Raw genomic sequence first — 18,456 nt, forward strand, 5'->3', positions numbered from 1 at the left:
CACCTTTTAATAATGAACATAAATAAACATAGGGTTTATCCATGTTAGAACGCATTAAAGACAGCTTTACAGAGTCAATTCAAACTAAGATTGATGCTTCTGAAGCACTACCAGAGTCAATTGCTAAAGCGGCAGAAATGATGGTGCATTGCTTATTAAGCGGTAACAAAATTTTGGCTTGTGGTAATGGTGGTAGCGCAGGTGATGCTCAGCATTTTTCTGCTGAACTATTAAACCGCTATGAAATTGAGCGTCCACCATTGCCAGCAATTGCCTTGAGTTGTGACACTTCAACGATCACTGCAATTGCCAACGATTATAGCTATGACGAAATCTTCTCAAAGCAAATTATGGCATTGGGTCAACCAGGTGACATCTTATTAGCAATCTCGACCAGCGGTAACTCTGGCAACGTGATTAAAGCTATGGAAGCAGCATTAAGCCGTGATATGACCATTGTGTCGCTAACCGGTAAAGACGGCGGCGCTATGGCTGGCCTGCTAAGTGTGAATGACGTTGAAATCCGTGTACCTTCAAATGTGACTGCACGTATTCAAGAAGTACACTTACTAGCGATTCACTGCCTATGTGACAACATCGACCGCACGCTATTCCCGCAGGACGAACAGGCATGAGATCACTGCTCCCATTAATCGCTATTGTGTTAATGCTGCAAGGCTGCGCAGGGGCCGTTATGGTCGGCGCAGTTGGCGGGGCAATGATGGTTAATGACGAGCGCAGCTTTAAGACTCAAATTGACGATACCAACGCTGACTTTAATATTTCAAGTGCGTTAGCATCTCATGATGACTTAAAGAATCAGGCGAATATTAGCGGCATAGTCATGAATACCAATGTATTGATGATAGGACAAGCGCCTAACTCTATGCTGCGTGATAAAGCGATTCGCACGGTTAAAGAACTCAAGATTGGCGGTAAGATCCACAATCAAATTCGCATTGGTAACCCAACCTCGTTTACCACTCGTAGCAACGACACTTGGATCACCACCAAGGTGAAAGGTCGTATGTTGAATGAGAGTGGCTTAGACGTCACTAACATTAAAGTGGTAACAGAAAACGGCGAGGTATTTTTAATCGGTTACGTTGAGCGCGAGCAAGCCGACTTAGCGGTCGAGGTCGCGCGCAATACCGCAGGAGTGCGTAAAGTTATTAAGGTGTTTGAATACGTCGACGCTTAATCAGCATTCTCTGCCTAACTAAAGAATCATCCAGCTTTTGGCTCGATGATTTTTTTTGGCCTGAAATTCACCATCTTTGCTGATACCCAAGGAATGATTAATGATGGCAGCACAATAAACCCTGCACCTACCCAGCTTAAGCCATCTAACCACTCATCAAATAGCAACCAACCAAACAATACGCAAAACAGCAACCCAGTGTATTCAGCTATCGCAACTTTGCTCGCTTCAGCCTTACGGTAAGCCAATACGCATGCCCAATGATAAGCAAGCAAAAAGCTATTACTTAACGCAGCCATTCCGACCAACTCCCAGCTCACGCCCTCTAAGCCTTGTACTAACACCATAACCAATGTCAGTGGAATACTTAACAGGTTATAAAGCATGAGTGTCACACTTGGATTTTCGGTATCAGGCAGCTTACGCAGTGCTAACTGATTCAGTGCGAAGGTAAAGGCTGAAAGTAATACTGCAATACCAAACCAATTAATTTCACTTGGGCGCAGTAAGATTAGAATGCCAATGAATCCCAAAATAGTCGCTAACCACTGAGTCAACGTGACCTTTTCTTTAAGAAACACTGCGCCCATTAGCACTATCATCAAAGGTGCAGAAAAGAACAACGAACTCACTGTTGCCATGGGTAATGCCATTAATCCCATAATCAAACAGACCGCACCTAAAGCCCCAGTGTTAGAGCGAAAAAAGTGGATTTTAAGGTGACGAGTTGTCGGTTTTTGAGCATAAAACCATAAAGGTAATAGCATCAGTACCGATACAAGTTGGCGGATAAACAAAAACGTCGCCGCATTACTACCTTCTGGAAGCCATTTAATCGAAACATCATACAGCGCGCTAAAAAGGTTACCGAATACGAGTATCGCCATGGCAATCATGACATTAGATTTCATCTGTCTTCCACCGTACAACTGAATATGCGCGCATGATATGCCTGCATTAATACAAACTAAAATGATGTTTTTTTTCCATGCATGAATTAAATTAATACTATGATGTAAATCACTGACTGAATTCATAGGTAGAGCGAAACCAAATGCGTAAACTCCCACCACTCAGAGCCTTACAAGTATTTGAAGCCGCAGCGAGGCAATCCCACTTTTCACGAGCCGCGGCAGAATTATGTATCACTCAAAGTGCGGTTTCCCATCAAGTTAAACAACTTGAAGAGCACTATGGCGAGCGACTATTTAAGCGTGAGGGACGCCACCTACGACTGACTAGCAAAGGCGAGTTGCTATATAAAGAGCTAGAACGGATCTTTAACGAACTGAGCGACTTAAGCATGCACATAAGTGGTGACAGCAATGATCAGCTGCGCCTTGCGGTATACAGTTCATTTGCGATTAAATGGTTGATCCCCAGACTCAGTGATTTTAGGCGTCAGCATCCACAAATTAAAATTAGACTGGATATGATCGCTGCGGACCCAGAACTCAGTGACAATGTCGCAGATATGTTTATCACAGGGCAAAGTGGTCAACTTGGCTACCATCATCATCTACTGCATAAAGAACGCCTCATTGCCGTTATCAGCCCTAGCCTGCTATCTTTTGAGCTCAGTGCACAGCAAATCTTAGCCTCACAACCACTATTAACGGTCGATGAAGGGCCTTTAGGTTTAGATTGGAATAGATGGTTTGTAGCCAATAATCAGCAATTACCCGCCACGCAGCAACAGCATATTTTTAGCCATGTATTAATGGCAATTGAAGCGGCTATCGCAGGTCAAGGGGTCGCGCTGGCATCAGACTTTATGGTGCTGGCTGATATTGAAAAAGGCTTATTAGTTGAGCTAGATTTACCGGATATGTTAACTGGGTTTGAGTTCTTTTTCAGTTGCAAACAACGTCGCTTAAAAGAACCCGCTATTGGAGCGTTTGTCTCTTGGTTAGCAACACAATAAGCCAATAAAAAAAGCCAGCGGTAACTGCTGGCTTTGTTATCAAATCTTTAGGCTTAAACGATAAGGCCAATCTTCTCGTAAACGCTCTTAATGGTAACTTCGGCACGAGCCTGTGCTTTTTCAGCACCTTCTTTCATCACTTGGTTCAAGAAAGCGTGGTCAGCACGGTATTCTTTAAAGCGCTGTTGCAGTGGCTCAAGCATACCCACAACGGCATCGCCAGTTGCCACTTTTAAGTGACCATACATCTTGCCTTCGAATTCAGCTTCAAGGCTAGCAATCGATTGACCGGTACAGCCAGACATTAGGCTTAGTAGGTTAGATACACCAGGTTTTTCAGCCACATCAAAACGTACGACTGGTGGCTCTTGGCCATCTGTCATCGCCTTCTTGATTTTCTTCATGATCGCTTTAGGATCTTCAAGCAAACCAATAACGTTATTACGGTTATCGTCAGACTTAGACATCTTCTTCAGCGGATCTTGTAGCGACATCACCTTAGCGCCGTGCTCAGGGATGAATGGCTCTGGGATCACAAAGGTGTCACCGTAAGCATTGTTAAAGCGTGTCGCGATGTCGCGAGTCAACTCTAAGTGTTGCTTTTGATCTTGTCCTACTGGGATCTCGTTTGCTTGATAAAGCAAAATATCTGCAGCCATTAACACTGGGTAGCCAAATAGACCCACGTTAATGTTATTGGCATGCTTCTGCGATTTATCTTTAAACTGTGTCATGCGGTTAAGCTCACCCATCTGGGTGTAACAGTTTAGCGCCCAACCTAGCTGTGTATGCTGCGGTACTTGAGACTGAATAAATACAGTGCTCTTTTTAGGGTCAACACCACAAGCTAAATACAGTGCTAGCGTATCAAGACACGCTTCACGTAATTTAACCGGATCTTGTCTGACAGTAATCGCATGCAGGTCAACGACGCAATAAAGGCAATCATGACTATCTTGCATTGCAACCCACTGACGTAACGCGCCCATATAGTTGCCGATGGTAAGCTCGCCTGATGGCTGTGCTCCGCTTAGAACTACTGGTTTCGTTAGGGGGGTCGTCATCTTGTTTATTGCTCCGTTGCGTTGTCGCGCAGTTTAAGTAGCGCGGTTATTTCACTAAATTGTTCACATACGGCATCAGGGCCGCTTAGCCCAATATCTTCACCGTAGTTATAACCATAGGTCAAGCCCACTGACGCTACCTTAGCCGCTTTTGCAGCTAAAATGTCATTCTTTGAGTCACCTACCATCAATAATTGCTCAACTTGCAGCTGCCACTCATGCAAAATGTGTTGTAGCGGCAAAGGATCAGGCTTCATCTTAGCTAATGAGTCACCGCCAAGCACTATGCCAAAGTAACCGTCAATATTGAATGCTTTCAATAAAGGAATGGTAAATTCATATGGCTTATTGGTGACAATAGCCATTTGATATCCCGCTTGCTGCAACTGAGCTAACACAGCTTCAACATGAGGATAAAGCACACTATGTTGCTGCAGATTTTGTTTATAAAAATGCATAAATCGCGGCATGGTGTTTTGCAATTGCTCTTCGCTTACCTCTGTATCCAGTGCGAAAGTAAGCGCTCTGCGCATCAGCATCTCAGCGCCATTACCTACCCAGCTGCGAACCAAATCGTCGCTACACTGTGGTAGGTTCAACTCAGCAAGTGTTGCACGGGTAGCTGCTGCTAGATCAGGAACGCTATCAATCAGCGTTCCATCTAAGTCAAATGCTACGGCTTTAATTTGACTAAACGTGCTCATTGGCTAGGCCTCTACAGTCGCTAATTCACTGCGCATTTCATCAATAACCGCTTTGTAATCGGGTTTATTGAAAATGGCTGAACCAGCAACAAACATGTCTGCACCCGCAGCCGCAATTTCCGCGATATTGTCGACTTTTACGCCGCCATCCACTTGTAGGCGAATGTCATAACCACTGTCGTCAATTAACTTACGTACTTGGCGCAGTTTATCAAGTGTTGACGGAATAAATGACTGGCCGCCAAACCCTGGGTTTACCGACATCAATAAAATGACGTCAAGCTTATCCATCACGTGGTCTAGGTAATGTAATGGCGTAGCAGGGTTAAACACTAGGCCTGCCTTACAGCCGGACTCTTTAATCAGTTGTAATGTACGGTCAACATGCTCTGAAGCTTCTGGGTGGAAGGTAATAATTGAAGCACCTGCAGCAGCAAAATCAGGAATGATACGGTCGACTGGCTTCACCATTAAATGTACGTCAATATCAGCAGTAACACCGTAGTTACGCAATGCCTGACATACCATAGGACCAATAGTTAGGTTAGGCACGTAATGGTTATCCATCACATCAAAATGAACTACATCAGCCCCCGCATTTAATACGGCATCGACATCTTCACCTAGACGCGCAAAATCGGCAGATAAAATAGAAGGAGCAATCAAAAATGGACGCATAACGAACTCACCTGAATGTTTAAGAAGTACGCCATTCTACCTGCTGAGACGTTAGCCCTCCACTCTTGAGTCCCCATTTCAGTTAATTTACATCGATAAAATATTTCACAGAAACAGTGAAATAGAATTTACGGTTAAAAAATGTTTAAAATGTAGCCACCTTTGCTATAATACGCCGACTAGCTAAAGCAATGGAGGCATGATGAAAGGATTATTTCTTAATACGGCAATGATAAAGTCAGCCGTTATTCTTGCTTTCGCCTGTACCGTGATCACAAGCTTGGGCTCATCATCTAAGTCAAATGAATCAGCATCGATTGCATGTGACTGCGATAGTGCAGAGAGTCAATACAACCCCAGTCTACCTGCAAGCCACCCAAGTAACCGCTGCGTCACTCAAACTGATGATTTAAGTTGGAAAAGCTGGTTGGCAGGAAAAAGCCAAACGAATCAATTACATTTCATCGATTTATTTGAACTGCTCTATGGTCATGAAAGCGCACCTATCAATAAAAGCTCCCCACTAAACAAGTAAATAATTACTGTTATGCTGCATCGATTTTGGCAAATATTTTCAAGCACTATCGCGGCATTTTTTGGCGTGCAAACAGAAAAGAACCGTCAGCGAGACTTTCAAACGACATCTCCAATTCCTTTCATTGTCATGGGGCTAATTCTGGCGTTTATATTTGTGGCTGGCTTACTGTTTATTGTTAAGCAAGTGCTCGCTTAGTTCAGCTTCAAGCAAATCGGCACCTACTTAATAATCAACAAATTAAGATTAGTCATTCTCGCTATGATAAGAGTCATCATATAACGCCATCAGCTCATCAACCTTCTTACGGCCACTGCCTTTCTGGCTAATGTTGCGCTGCACCTGAATCGTGTCAAATCTTGCTCCATGATAAAGCTCCCGAGTTAGCGGAATATCATGGTTGCTGATAAGTACTGGGATGCCTCTTTCAATTGCTGTATGGCGAGCATGCCTAGCAAGCAAGGCTTGATCATCTAACGAAAAGCCGCTACCGACGTAAGTCGTAAAACTCGCTGTTGATGACAAAGGGGCATAAGGCGGGTCACAGTAAACCACATCGCCCGCTTTTGTCATATCAATCGCTTGCTCATAGCCAATGCAATGAAACTCAGCATTTTGAGCTTTTTCTGAAAAAGCACGGATCTCTTTTTCTGGGAAGTAAGGCTTTTTATAGGAACCAAACGGCACATTAAAGCCGCCCTTTCGGTTATAACGGCATAAACCATTAAAACCATGGCGATTCATATAAAGAAAATAAACAGAACGCTTAAATGGATCTTTAGTGGCATTAAACTCTATGCGGATTTTGTAATAGGCTTCTTTATCATTCATTTCCGGAACGAAAAGTGCCTTCGCCGCTTTGATGTATTTCTCTGGCTCTTTTTGCACAATCTTATACAGATTAATCAAGTCATGATTAATATCGCAGAGTAAGTAGCGATCATAATGAGTATTGAGAAATACTGAGCCCGCACCAACAAAAGGCTCGACCAAGCGATCACCTTGAGGTAAATGTGCTGATAAGGCTTCAATCAGTTTAAATTTTCCGCCAGCCCACTTTAAAAAGGCTCTTTGTTTTTTAATCATTTAAATTGATCGAGTGCTTATAAAAAAGAGAGCTGTCGATTGTACTCTGTTTATTATTGAATTTCACGAGTTGGAGGCACTTCTTGTAATTCATATTCACCAAGGCTTTTCCAAGATCTTACCCAAGGTTCAGAAATACCCATACTTGTCATTAACCAAGTTGATTGCTGCAGTGCTTGTTGCCGGCTTTTAAAATGACCTTGCAACACTACCCAGCGCTGATTATAGCGTGCAACTTTAACATCGGGCGTTTCTTTGAGGCTTAGTAACATATTATTCAATGACTTTAGCTGTTTTACACTTGCCAGTTGCAGCGTATAGCCGAAATCAGGCAGTGCAAATTTGGCTGGATTTACTGTTGCGGCTGTATTGTGCAACATCCTACTTTGTGTAGTCACTTCAGCTTTAGCAGTCGTATGCTGAGTCGCTTGAACTTGCGGTTCTTTGCCCTTTACATCAAATGTCGCTGCCTGAGTTATTTTATAAGTCGTGATTAGGCTTTTACTGTTTACTTCAGACAAAAGTTGTATCTGTTGCTGACTATGAGGGGGGAAATACTGATGATTTTTTAGCGTACGCTTGCCATAATCAAACAGGAACGAACTATCCTCTGCAAAACGCTCACTGACATCAACGGCAAACTTAACTTCTTGAGGTTTTGTATCTTGGGAATTATTACCTAGCAACAACCAGCCAAACACCAAAAGAAGAACGCAAAAAATAGATATAAACGTAATCTTGGTTAATTTCGTTGTTTTTAACGCTGCTACGGGCTCACCATTAAGAGCAAGCTCAAGTAAACTGACCACCTCTTGCGGCGTGCCCTTTTGCATCTCTAGTTGATTCTTTACAATATCCCTTGGAGTGAAAGGCTGCTGCTCACTGCGGCTTAATAGTGTGTAGTAAAGACCTTCGCGCTCAGCCTGATCTAATGGCTCTATATCAATAGCAAGCACTTGCTCTAATAGAGTCTCTGGAAGTTGTTGAATAATTTCGCTAAAGAAATGTTGCGGCGCAGTCATCAACACCTTTATAGACTTACCAGGAAAAGAAATTTGGCTCAGAATGATACATTCAGCCCAGATCTCAAGCGGCAACAAATGCGCATCATCAAGCACAATATAACTTTCATTCGGTAATGATTCGGCGACACTCAATAAGCACTCTGGTAGTGGGATCTCATCGTCAAATACGGGCTCAGTTAATAGTTGAACTAAAACTTTGCGTCGTATCTCAGCACTATCACAGTGCTTAGGACAAATAACCAATGCAGAACTTTGATGATCGAACTCATTCAGCAGCCCTGTTACTAAAGTTGTTTTACCTGCACCATCCTCTCCGGTTAGCACCATTAATTGGTCGCTATAAACACTGAGGTGCAATAAACGCTGCAGTAGCGAATCTTGGCTAGGAAGTAAGGTCGATTCTGAAAATGACATTTAGATGCCCCAGCAACAGATTTTAAGTCTGCGTGCTTTAAACCATTTATGGGGTAACATAAAAATCGGCCTATGAAGCAAGTTCATAACCTGAGCGAAGTGCACTTTAACTTTTGATTTTGCGTTCACTGATCACCTGCGACATAGTTTATGCGCAGTTGATAACCTCTTCCAGTAGCTCATCGGTCACGTCACTGTAGATCCCTGCTTGGCCAATGCCTTCAGGTAAAATAAGTCGTAGCTGACCTTTAAGCACCTTCTTGTCGCGGCGCATATGCTTAATGAATTGTTCAAAATCCATCGATTCTGGGGCTGAGGTAGGTAGATCGAATGCGGCTAACAGTGCAGTTATCCGACAAACAATTGACTCATCAACTAACCCAAGCTTGTTAGAGGTGATTGCAGCAAGGACTGTGCCAGCAGATACAGCCTCACCATGTAACCACACCCCGTAGCCCATTTCGGCTTCGATGGCATGGCCAAAGGTATGCCCGAGATTGAGTAATGCTCGAACGGCTTGTTCTGTTTCGTCTTTTTGAACCACTTCAGCTTTGATTTCACAGCAGCGGCCAATGGCATATTCAAGCGCATTTTTATCTAATGACTGTAATGCCTCAACATTATTTTCAAGCCATTGAAAAAAATCAGCGTCCCAAATAACACCGTACTTAATTACCTCAGCCATGCCGGCAGCAAACTCACGCTTAGGTAAGGTACTTAAGCAATCAGTGTCAATTAATACACATTTAGGCTGATAGAAAGCACCTATCATATTTTTGCCTAATGGGTGATTAACTGCCGTTTTACCACCAACAGACGAATCGACTTGAGATAACAGTGTTGTTGGGATTTGAATAAAATCCACACCACGCTGATAACTTGCAGCCGCAAAACCTGTCATATCGCCAATCACACCACCACCTAGTGCAATTAAAACCGTATCACGGCCTAAATTTTGCTCTAACAATGATGTGAAGATCGAGTTCATCTGCTCAAGGGTTTTGTATTGCTCACCATCGGGTAGAATCACGGGCGTAACGCAGGCGAAAGCCGACAGCATAGCTTGTACCTTTTCAAGGTATAGAGGCGCTATCGTTTCGTTAGTGACGATTAGGATGTTCTTATGTTGCAGATAGCGAGCCAAAGGCTCGCTACTACAAAACAAATTCTGGCCAATTTCAATTGGGTAACTACGCTCTCCGAGTTCAACCAGAACTTGTTTCGTCATATCTTAAAAACCTAACTGTTCAATAATTTGGTTTGCTACAACTTTGGCACTTTGCTCATCAGTCTTAACGATGACGTCTGCAATCTCTTCATATAGAGGATTACGTACCTCAGCTAGGTTTTCTAGCACTTCTCTTGGGTCGTCAACTTGAAGCAATGGACGACGCTTATCTCTTTGCGTACGTGCAACTTGCTTATCAATCGTTGTTTCTAAGTAAACAACGATGCCGCGAGCAGAAAGATTATTACGGATCTCTTTGCTTTGGATTGAACCACCGCCAGTTGCTAAAACAATACCCTGCTTTTCGGTTAGATCAGCAACAACCTGTGTTTCACGGTTGCGGAAACCCTCTTCACCTTCAACATCAAAAACCCAAGCAATGTCAGCACCGGTGCGGCTTTCAATTTCTTGATCTGAATCGTGGAACTCTAAGTGCAGCATCTGTGCCAGATGACGGCCTATAGTGCTTTTACCAGCCCCCATAGGGCCTACTAGGAAAATATTACGTTTCTCGGCCATTTGATTTATACGTCTGAATCTTATTTAAGTTTGCCTATGTCAACTCAAATAAACGGAGTTGACCTTTAATCTTACCTTGCTCTATTGAGACTTGACCGCTGATTATCTCAGCTAAATGCCATCTATGGCAAGCGGGGAATGCATTTCTATCAAAAATGTATCATGCAAAACGATAAAGCTAGCGTTAAACACTAGCTTTATCTGCTCGATTATTTTATAGCGCTTCTGAAACTATTTTTGGCGTCACAAAAATCAGCAACTCTTGGCGCTCATTCTGATCAGAGGTGTTTCTAAACATAAAGCCTAAATAAGGGATATCTCCTAACAAGGGTACCTTGCTAACACGGCTAATCATTTGCTGCTGGTAGATACCACCCAGTACAATTGTCTCACCGTGATCCACCAGCACTTGAGTGCCAATTCTCTGAGTGTCGATCGAAACTGCTTGCCCTGTTGGGGTATCAACTGTTTTACCCTGAGAATCTTGAGTAATCTCTAAGTCTAAAATCACGCGATTATCAGGTGTAATTTGGGGCGTAACACGTAATGACAGTACAGCCTTTTTGAAAGTAACTGTCGTTGCACCACTTGAACTCGCTTCTACATAAGGGATTTCAACCCCCTGCTCAATAAAGGCCGCCTTTTGGTTAGAGGTGGTAATACGTGGGCTTGCGATAATCTCACCCTTATTTTCTTGCTCTAACGCACTAAGCTCTAGATCCAACACTGTACCATCAGCCAATTTAGCAACATGAAACGCGATACTTGTAGGATTAGCCACTGCGGCAGGAAGATTAACGTTCAAACGATCACCAATACTCGGAATGATACCATTGGCAATATCGTTAGCGCCCTCTAGGCTGCCCGAGGTACCTTTATCGCCTTGTTGATCTGTTACGCCCCAACGAACACCTAGGTCTTCAGAAATATCATCTTTGACCGTTACCATTCTGGCTTCAATCAGCACCTGCTTAATTGGAATATCCAGTACTTCAATTAACCGATGAACATTTTCTAAAATTTCTTCGGTGTCTTTCACCAACAAGGTATTGGTACGCTCATCTACCGCAACGCTACCACGAGCACTTAATAGGCTTGAATCTTCACCTTTCAACAATGCCGCAATATCCTTTGCCTTAGCATAATTTATTTGCAGGTATTCAGAATACAAAGGAGCCAGCTCCTTAACTTCTTGCTTATTTTTCAGTTCTTGGCTTTCACGAATAGCTATCTCTTCGCTCGGCGCAATCATCAAGATATTACCTTCAATACGCTTATCTAAGCCCTTAGCTTGTAAAATAAGGTCAAGAGCTTGATCCCAAGGCACATCATCAAGACGTAAAGTAATGTCTCCTTCAACCGTATCGCTGGTCACCAAGTTGAAATTATTATAGTCAGCAATAATCTGCAGTACCGTTCTTACTGAGATATTTTGAAAGTTTAAAGAAAGAGAACGACCATCGTATTTTTTCTCTTCCTTAACAAGGTTCATTCGCTCAACCTTTTTCATTATCAACTTAAACAAACTTCCTTCTTGCTGGTAGTTATATTCATAATTGCCATCAATATCGATAAGAAAACGAGCAGTTAAATCTTCCTTAAAAGTTTCAAAACTTTTTACTGGCGTAGCAAAGTCATAAACATCCATCACATAGAGAAAATCACTATTTATGTCTGTGTTATAAAGCTTTAACTCAAGTTTCGCGCCCACCTGCTCAACGTTTGCAGCAACTGAATCATTATTTAAATTAATTAATAATTCTCCACCGCCATCTGGGGTCCGACGAAAATCAATCTTTTCAATACTGTTAACGAATGGATTATCAAGGTCTTCATTTTGGCTCGAAACCTCATCATTAATGGTTAAACGATACGTGTTACCAATAACTTTACCTTGGTATGGCTTAACGTTTTCCAGACCAACAAATATTTGTAATGCACTGCCATTAGGGACTGTACTAACAGTTTCTACTCCAGCGGTCTTTATCGGTAAGGTTTGCTTTTCTAAAGCAGAAATACTATCGCTAAAACCTAAAATAATTTGGGCGGGATCAGCATTAAGATCTATCACTGGAGCTTCAATATCATTTTCAAAAATCAGTTGTAGCTCGAGTTGCTGATCTACTACAGCATGATACTTTATATCCACAAGTCTGTTTGACGCATATGAATACGGAATCATGCCGAGGATCAAGGCAAAACCAATCATTATCTTAAATAATGACACATCCCTATAATTGGTTTTTAGCGTGGTTAAAGATCTCATTATTCCCTCAGTCATCTCTTATTATTCCCCGGTCAATTCCATACTGCTAAACCGTTCTGTCCAGCATCCAGACCCATCTGGGATCAACTCTATTATTTCTACCGTGCTTTGCGTAACTTCGGCAATTTTGCCATGATAAAGTCCCAAATACTGCCCCACACCTAGACGATAAACACTACCGTCATTGGTCTCAAGTAACGCCCAAATATTCTGCTTTTCACTCAAGGTACCGCGCATTTTTAAATTATCTAAAGCATATGTTTCCAATCTACCTTTTCGCCGCTTAAGATCTGGCTGCAGGCAATCTTTAGTCGTGTCAATCACTTCCTCGGTTAACTCTCTTGATGGCGGCACATATGGGCTACGCATTAAATCAGCTTGATAAGTAAAATGTTCAAATTTAGGCGTTTCTTTTAACGGCGGAATATGGGCAACATGCTGAGCTTTCGTTGTCGTGACAAATAGTTCTAGATCGCTCTTATCACCAAGGCAACCAGTAAGTATTAAACTGATAATTATAAGTAAACCTATCCTAATCACTTTGATACTCCCTGCTGCCCGGATACAGGTATCTCTGCGCCTTCTTTAAAGCGGTAAGTTTTAGCGAAAATATCCATGCCTAATTCGCCTGATTCGTTTCTCTTGATAACGAAATCATGCAAACTGACTATGCGTGGTAACTTAGCAACACCCTCCACTAAATGACCTAGCTCATGGTAGTTACCACTTACGACCATTTTGATCGGAAACTCTAAATAAAAGTCTCGAGTTATCTCAGAGTCCCAGTCCAGACTCTTAATACTCAAACCCGAATCTGTTGCAACAAACGTAATATCATCCAGTAAACCTGGCATTTCGTTTTTTGAGGGCAGCATTTTTAAAAGTTCAGCAAATTGAACTTCCATAATGGCTAACTGCTCGCGATAAAGCTTTAGATTAGCCGCCAACTGGTATTTTGATTTAAAGTCTGACTTTAACTGTAATTCTTTCTGTTCCTCAGCATTTAAAACATCTAAGGATTCCGAGATAAATAAAAAATAGCTCGCAATGAAAACACAAACAGACAGCATCACTGCGAATACGGTTTTAACTAACTGTGGCCAAGCACCGATGTTTTCAAAGTCAATATCATTAAACTGACTCAAATCGAGGTTCATCTGCTCGCCCCTTTTACTTTGTCATCTGTATTTTCAGAATGATTCAATATAGTCACCCTCAAGGTAAACCGTTGAAGCTGTCTCAGCTCTTCATTTTGAGCGACAATTGATTGCATATTAGGATCGTGTAACCAAGAAGAAGCTGCAACTTTTCTCATCATATTCGCAACGTTATTATTAGACTCACTACGTCCTTCAATCCACAATAAGCTGCCTTTCTTTTCAATACTTGATAAGTAAATCCCCGGCGGAACAACACGTACAAGTTCATCTAAAACATGAGTGGGTAAGTTTCTAGACTGTTGCAAATCAAGAATAATCTCTGTACGTCTTTCAATATCTTTCTTACGAGTTCGAATCTGGGTTATCTCTGAAATTTGAGACTCTAAAAGCTGAATTTCTGACTGCAAATATCCATTTCGACTTCTTTGATCGTCAATAAACATATCGACAGCCAATAAAAAGAGGTATACAGCAAGACCTGAAACAAGAAAAACTAAAGCTAAAACCCCTGTATAGTCCCGTTTCTGCTTCTCTCTTGCTTCTTCACGCCAAGGTAATAAGTTTATGTTCGCCATTCAGAGTAACTCCTTAATGCTAAGCCACATGCCAACATATACTTGTTAATCTGAGGTTGTAGATAATTTTTTATTTCTTCATCAGCGTACAAACACCCTTTAAACGGGTCAGCAATAATCGTTGGAACACCCAATTCATTAATCATTAGATTGACCATACCTTCAAGTGTAGATGTGCCGCCACAAAGTACAATATGGTCAACTTTATCGCGACCACTTGATGTACAGTAGATCTGCAATGTCCTTTTAATTTGTTGTAACAATTGAGTTTGGAAAGGTGAAAGAACTTCAAATACATAATTACGTGGCAAATCGCCTTCTAATTTAGCTTTTTCTGCTTGTTCATAAGTCATGCCGTAAAATGACAAAATGGATTGAGTAAACTGCTCGCCGCCAAATGCTTGTTCGCGGACAAAAGTAGTTTCCCCATTTTCCACAACGGAAAAAGTAGTAATGTTGGCGCCGATATCAACCATTGCAACAACTTTGTCGTCAAGGTTTTCAGGAAGTTGTTTTGCTATAACATCGAAAGATCGCCCGAGTGCATAGCCTTCAACGTCAACAACTTTGGCTTCCAAATTTACGGCTTCAAGTGAATCGATCAAACTATCAATATTTTCGGATCTACAAGCACTGAGTAATACATTAACTTTACTTGGGTCTGTACTATTTTGACTTAACTTTTCAAAGTCGATATTGACCTCATCAAGTGAATAAGGGATAAGATTATCAGCTTCAATTTCAATTTGAGCTTCCATCTCTTCTTCACTTAAAGCTGAATCCATGTAGATAACTTTAGTCATAACCGCTGACCCAGACACCGCAACAGCGGCAAAATTAGTCGACTTAGGTAGAATCCGCTTAATTTGTTTCAACGCATCAACAACAGCATCACTATCACGAATTTCATGATCATTAACTGCTCCTTTCTTTAAAGGAGTCGCGGCATGGCTTATTATTTTAAATCCATCAGCAGTCTTGCTCAGCAATATAGCTTTTACTTCGTGGGATCCTATATCAATCCCAACCATCTGCGGCGCTTGACGCTTCCAAAAATTAGAAAGCATAGTCCAAAGTCACTTTTATCATTATTTTATCCACAGTAGATTAGCACAGAATCAACTCGTTACAGTTATTTGTACAAAATGTTTCGACATTTTACAAACACCTTTTTTTAAACGCCAATATTAATTACTTAGTTATAACTATTATTCCTAGTCCTTTCGACGACTTGTAATTTTAAAATAATTAGATTGCTTACAAGGAAATAGCATAAATAGCTTTGATATAAAGACTTTATGGTTTAAAGCACCGGAACCCGTGCCAGTGAAAAATCAAGAATTTAAAAGTAACGATTGCCGAAAGCAAAAAAGCAACCAAAGAAAACTTACCCGTTGTTATTTTTCAGTCAAAAGCATGACCAAAATAAAGCGACAAGACTTCACCATTTCCGCCATGGCTTATATACTATTGCTCTTAGTTTAATTCTTGGAATAATGTGGTGAAGTGGTTAAAACGACTTTTTATAGCTTTCTTTAGCCTAGGCTTACTTGGTATTGCTGCAATTATTGCGGCTTACTTTTATGTGCTTCCGGATCTACCTGATGTCACAACGCTAAAGACTGTAAAGCTACAAACGCCGCTTCGCATCTATAGCAGTGACGGAAAACTCATTTCGCAGTTCGGTGAAAAGCGCCGTATTCCACTAAAGCTTGAAGAGGTACCCAAGCCTCTATTACAAGCATTTATCGCTACCGAAGATGCACGTTTTTATGAGCATAAAGGTATTGATCCTATCGGTATTATTCGTGCTGCATCAGTGATGCTTGCAACAGGCGAAAAAAAGCAAGGTGCAAGTACCATTACCATGCAGGTCGCGCGTAACTTCTTTTTAACTCGCGATAAAACCATCATTCGTAAAGTAAAAGAGATTTTTATCTCAATTCATATCGAACAGCTACTCACCAAAGATGAAATTCTTGAACTATATGTTAATCGTATCTATTTAGGTCAACGTGCCTATGGTGTCGGTGCTGCAGCACAAGTTTATTACGGCAAAGAAGTCAGCGAACTCACCCTACCTGAGATGGCTGTAATAGCTGGTTTACCTAAAGCGCCATCAACACTAAACCCTATTACGTCAAAAGCTCGCGCTAAAGCCCGTCGCAATGTCGTTTTAATGCGTATGAATGAAGTGGGTTATATTAATAGCTCTGAATATCAAGCTGCACTGGAAAGCCCTATTACCGCTAAATACCATGGCGCAGTAATCGATCTTTATGCTCCTTATATTTCAGAAATGGCTCGTGACTATTTAGTTGCGAAACTTGGCGAAGAAGAAGCTTACACTGGCGGTTATGACATCTACACTACCGTTGATTCTAAGCTGCAACTCGATGCTCAAAAAGCGCTGCGCAATAACGTTTATTCATACGATGAACGGCATGGCTACCGTGGCCGAGTTAAAGAATTGTGGAACACAACGGCACTAGAACCAGAAGAGATTACCGCCAAGCTTAAACAAACAGGTGCATTCCAAGGTATGTTCCCGGCTGCAGTCCTTGCAGTTAACGAGCAAACTGCCAGTGTAATGAATGCCAAAGGCGAAACCATTGAGCTACCATGGGATGGTATTAAGTGGGCACGCAAGTTTATTACTAATAAACGCCAAGGTAAGGCACCGAAGCTGGCTGCAGATATATTAAAGCCAGGTGAGCAGATTTGGATCCGTAACAATGGCGACTTCTGGCAGCTAAGCCAAGTACCATTGGTTGCCAGTGCACTCGTATCACTTGAACCTCACGATGGTGCCATCCGCACCTTAGTGGGTGGATTTAGCTTCTACACTAGCCAGTATAACCGTGTGACCCAAGCTAAACGTCAGTTAGGCTCTAACATTAAACCGTTTATTTACAGTGCGGCTATGGAGAAAGGCTATACCCTTGCGACCTTGATCAATAATGCACCTATCAACGAGCCAGATACACGACAAGGCACTGCGTGGCGCCCTAAAAACTCGCCCGATGTTTATGGTGGCCCTACTCGTCTTCGTGTTGGTTTAGCGCAATCAATTAACGTCATGTCTGTTAGAGCCATGCGTTATGCAGGGCTTGATGCAACAATCGCTGAATTAGTTAAATTTGGTTTTGATCCAGCAGATCTACCCCGTAATGAGTCAATTGCATTGGGATCACCATCGGTAACACCACTGCAGGTTGTTACTGCATTTTCAGTGTTTGCTAATGGTGGCTTCCTTGTTGAGCCATACTTTATTCAACGAGTAGAAACTGCCAACGGAGATATCGTAGAAGAAGCCAACCCGACACTCGCTTGTAAACCGCCAGTTGCAGAGCCTGTTATTAGCGACGATCCATTTGCCGCAATGGCTCATGAGCTTCAAGCTAGCACTACGCCCTTAGAGCAATTACCCGAAATAGACGACACATTGCAATGTGGTGACGAAGATGCACGTTATGCGCCACAGATTATCTCAGAGCAAACAGCATTTTTAATTACTGAAGCACTAAAGAGTGTAATTTGGGGGGGCGGAGACTGGAGTAAAGGTGCCGGCTGGAACGGTACCGCATGGCGCGCTGCACGAGTGGTGAAGCGTCGTGATATTGCAGGTAAAACAGGTACCACCAATGAATCCCGTGATACCTGGTTCAGTGGCTTTAACCCAAAACTTGCCACTACAGTTTGGGTTGGATTTGATGACCATAGTCAGGAACTTGGCCGTACAAGCTGGAATGCTAATGGCGCTAAAGATCAAATATCACTCGCTGAAGCGGGTGCTAAAACAGCAGGCCCTGGTTGGAACGAGTTTATGAAAGATGCGCTATCTGGAACACCTGAGGTACCAACATCGCCGCCTGAAGGTATTGTGTCTGCCCGAATCGATTTAGCGACCGGTAAACTTACCCGCAAAACGGATTACACCAGTAAGTTTGAGTACTTTATTTCTGGTACTGAGCCAACCGAGTATGTGACAGATCAAGAAGACAATAGCGACATCTTCATTGATAAAACTGAAGAAGACTTATTCCAATAAGGGTTAAGTCCTCAAAGCGTACCTAT

The 18,456-nt window shown here is 42.2% G+C and carries 19 protein-coding genes; 6 read left to right on the forward strand and 13 right to left on the reverse strand.

The genetic code is table 11. The features are described from left to right. Positions 1-41 precede the first annotated feature (41 nt). Together L2748_RS05630 and L2748_RS05635 are read left to right on the forward strand one after the other, a co-directional pair. The gene (locus tag L2748_RS05630; RefSeq protein ID WP_202723307.1) at positions 42-635 is read left to right on the forward strand and encodes a phosphoheptose isomerase; all 594 of its coding nucleotides are present in this window, start codon (positions 42-44) and stop codon (positions 633-635) included. Beyond that, complete coding sequence (locus L2748_RS05635) at positions 632-1,201, forward strand: BON domain-containing protein (RefSeq protein ID WP_220778468.1); 570 nt, start codon at positions 632-634, stop codon at positions 1,199-1,201. Before L2748_RS05630 ends, L2748_RS05635 begins: the two co-directional genes overlap by 4 nt. Before the next feature lie 26 nt (positions 1,202-1,227). Here L2748_RS05635 and L2748_RS05640 read toward each other — a convergent pair whose 3' ends face one another. Further along, positions 1,228-2,112, reverse strand: coding sequence for a DMT family transporter (locus L2748_RS05640; protein WP_220778469.1), 885 nt, complete (start codon positions 2,110-2,112; stop codon positions 1,228-1,230). Between the two features lie 143 nt (positions 2,113-2,255). Here L2748_RS05640 and L2748_RS05645 point away from each other — a divergent pair, with 143 nt between their 5' ends. Further along, positions 2,256-3,125: a LysR substrate-binding domain-containing protein gene (locus L2748_RS05645; RefSeq protein WP_220778470.1), complete on the forward strand. Its 870-nt coding sequence runs from the start codon at positions 2,256-2,258 to the stop codon at positions 3,123-3,125. A 53-nt stretch (positions 3,126-3,178) separates the two neighbouring features. Here the strand turns inward: L2748_RS05645 and trpS are convergent, their stop codons facing one another. From trpS to rpe, 3 genes are read right to left on the reverse strand one after another with little or no spacing between them, the layout of a single operon-like run. Further along, complete coding sequence (gene trpS, locus L2748_RS05650; RefSeq protein ID WP_220778471.1) at positions 3,179-4,189, reverse strand: tryptophan--tRNA ligase; 1,011 nt, start codon at positions 4,187-4,189, stop codon at positions 3,179-3,181. 5 nt (positions 4,190-4,194) lie between these two features. After that, the gene (locus tag L2748_RS05655) at positions 4,195-4,893 is read right to left on the reverse strand and encodes a phosphoglycolate phosphatase (protein ID WP_220778472.1); all 699 of its coding nucleotides are present in this window, start codon (positions 4,891-4,893) and stop codon (positions 4,195-4,197) included. 3 nt (positions 4,894-4,896) lie between these two features. Next, the gene (gene rpe, locus L2748_RS05660; RefSeq protein ID WP_220778473.1) at positions 4,897-5,571 is read right to left on the reverse strand and encodes a ribulose-phosphate 3-epimerase; all 675 of its coding nucleotides are present in this window, start codon (positions 5,569-5,571) and stop codon (positions 4,897-4,899) included. Between the two features lie 202 nt (positions 5,572-5,773). On the opposite strand from rpe, the gene L2748_RS05665 reads away from it, so the two are divergent. Together L2748_RS05665 and L2748_RS05670 are read left to right on the forward strand one after the other, a co-directional pair. Beyond that, positions 5,774-6,106, forward strand: coding sequence for a hypothetical protein (locus L2748_RS05665; RefSeq protein ID WP_246616053.1), 333 nt, complete (start codon positions 5,774-5,776; stop codon positions 6,104-6,106). A gap of 12 nt (positions 6,107-6,118) precedes the next feature. Further along, entirely contained in the window at positions 6,119-6,304 is a 186-nt protein-coding gene (locus L2748_RS05670) for a DUF2970 domain-containing protein (protein ID WP_220778477.1), read from the forward strand. Between the two features lie 48 nt (positions 6,305-6,352). On the opposite strand, the gene L2748_RS05675 is transcribed toward L2748_RS05670, so the two are convergent. From L2748_RS05675 to L2748_RS05715, 9 genes are all read right to left on the reverse strand, one after another. Next, positions 6,353-7,192: a Dam family site-specific DNA-(adenine-N6)-methyltransferase gene (locus tag L2748_RS05675; RefSeq protein WP_220778479.1), complete on the reverse strand. Its 840-nt coding sequence runs from the start codon at positions 7,190-7,192 to the stop codon at positions 6,353-6,355. A 53-nt stretch (positions 7,193-7,245) separates the two neighbouring features. Next, a complete protein-coding gene (locus tag L2748_RS05680) occupies positions 7,246-8,631 on the reverse strand; it encodes an ATP-binding protein (protein ID WP_220778482.1) in 1,386 nt (461 codons plus the stop codon). Positions 8,632-8,779: 148 nt separating this feature from the next. Then, on the reverse strand, positions 8,780-9,859 hold the full coding sequence (gene aroB, locus L2748_RS05685; protein WP_220778483.1) for a 3-dehydroquinate synthase: 1,080 nt from the start codon (positions 9,857-9,859) through the stop codon (positions 8,780-8,782). 3 nt (positions 9,860-9,862) lie between these two features. Beyond that, positions 9,863-10,378, reverse strand: a complete 516-nt coding sequence (gene aroK / locus L2748_RS05690; RefSeq protein WP_012279139.1) for a shikimate kinase AroK — start codon at positions 10,376-10,378, stop codon at positions 9,863-9,865. A gap of 214 nt (positions 10,379-10,592) precedes the next feature. Further along, a complete protein-coding gene (locus L2748_RS05695; protein WP_220778484.1) occupies positions 10,593-12,644 on the reverse strand; it encodes a type IV pilus secretin PilQ in 2,052 nt (683 codons plus the stop codon). Positions 12,645-12,665: 21 nt separating this feature from the next. Next, the gene (locus L2748_RS05700; RefSeq protein ID WP_220778520.1) at positions 12,666-13,181 is read right to left on the reverse strand and encodes a pilus assembly protein PilP; all 516 of its coding nucleotides are present in this window, start codon (positions 13,179-13,181) and stop codon (positions 12,666-12,668) included. Continuing rightward, positions 13,181-13,801 carry a type IV pilus inner membrane component PilO gene (locus tag L2748_RS05705; protein ID WP_220778487.1) on the reverse strand — a complete coding sequence of 207 codons (621 nt, stop codon included), beginning with the start codon at positions 13,799-13,801 and terminating at the stop codon, positions 13,181-13,183. Before L2748_RS05705 ends, L2748_RS05700 begins: the two co-directional genes overlap by 1 nt. Beyond that, positions 13,798-14,379 carry a PilN domain-containing protein gene (locus L2748_RS05710; RefSeq protein ID WP_220778488.1) on the reverse strand — a complete coding sequence of 194 codons (582 nt, stop codon included), beginning with the start codon at positions 14,377-14,379 and terminating at the stop codon, positions 13,798-13,800. Before L2748_RS05710 ends, L2748_RS05705 begins: the two co-directional genes overlap by 4 nt. Continuing rightward, entirely contained in the window at positions 14,367-15,446 is a 1,080-nt protein-coding gene (locus tag L2748_RS05715) for a pilus assembly protein PilM (RefSeq protein ID WP_220778490.1), read from the reverse strand. The genes L2748_RS05710 and L2748_RS05715 overlap by 13 nt, the downstream gene beginning before the upstream one ends. Before the next feature lie 434 nt (positions 15,447-15,880). Here L2748_RS05715 and L2748_RS05720 point away from each other — a divergent pair, with 434 nt between their 5' ends. Continuing rightward, positions 15,881-18,430: a penicillin-binding protein 1A gene (locus tag L2748_RS05720; RefSeq protein ID WP_220778492.1), complete on the forward strand. Its 2,550-nt coding sequence runs from the start codon at positions 15,881-15,883 to the stop codon at positions 18,428-18,430. Positions 18,431-18,456 lie beyond the last annotated feature (26 nt).

Source organism: Shewanella sairae (assembly GCF_023283535.1).
GTDB lineage: Bacteria > Pseudomonadota > Gammaproteobacteria > Enterobacterales > Shewanellaceae > Shewanella > Shewanella sairae.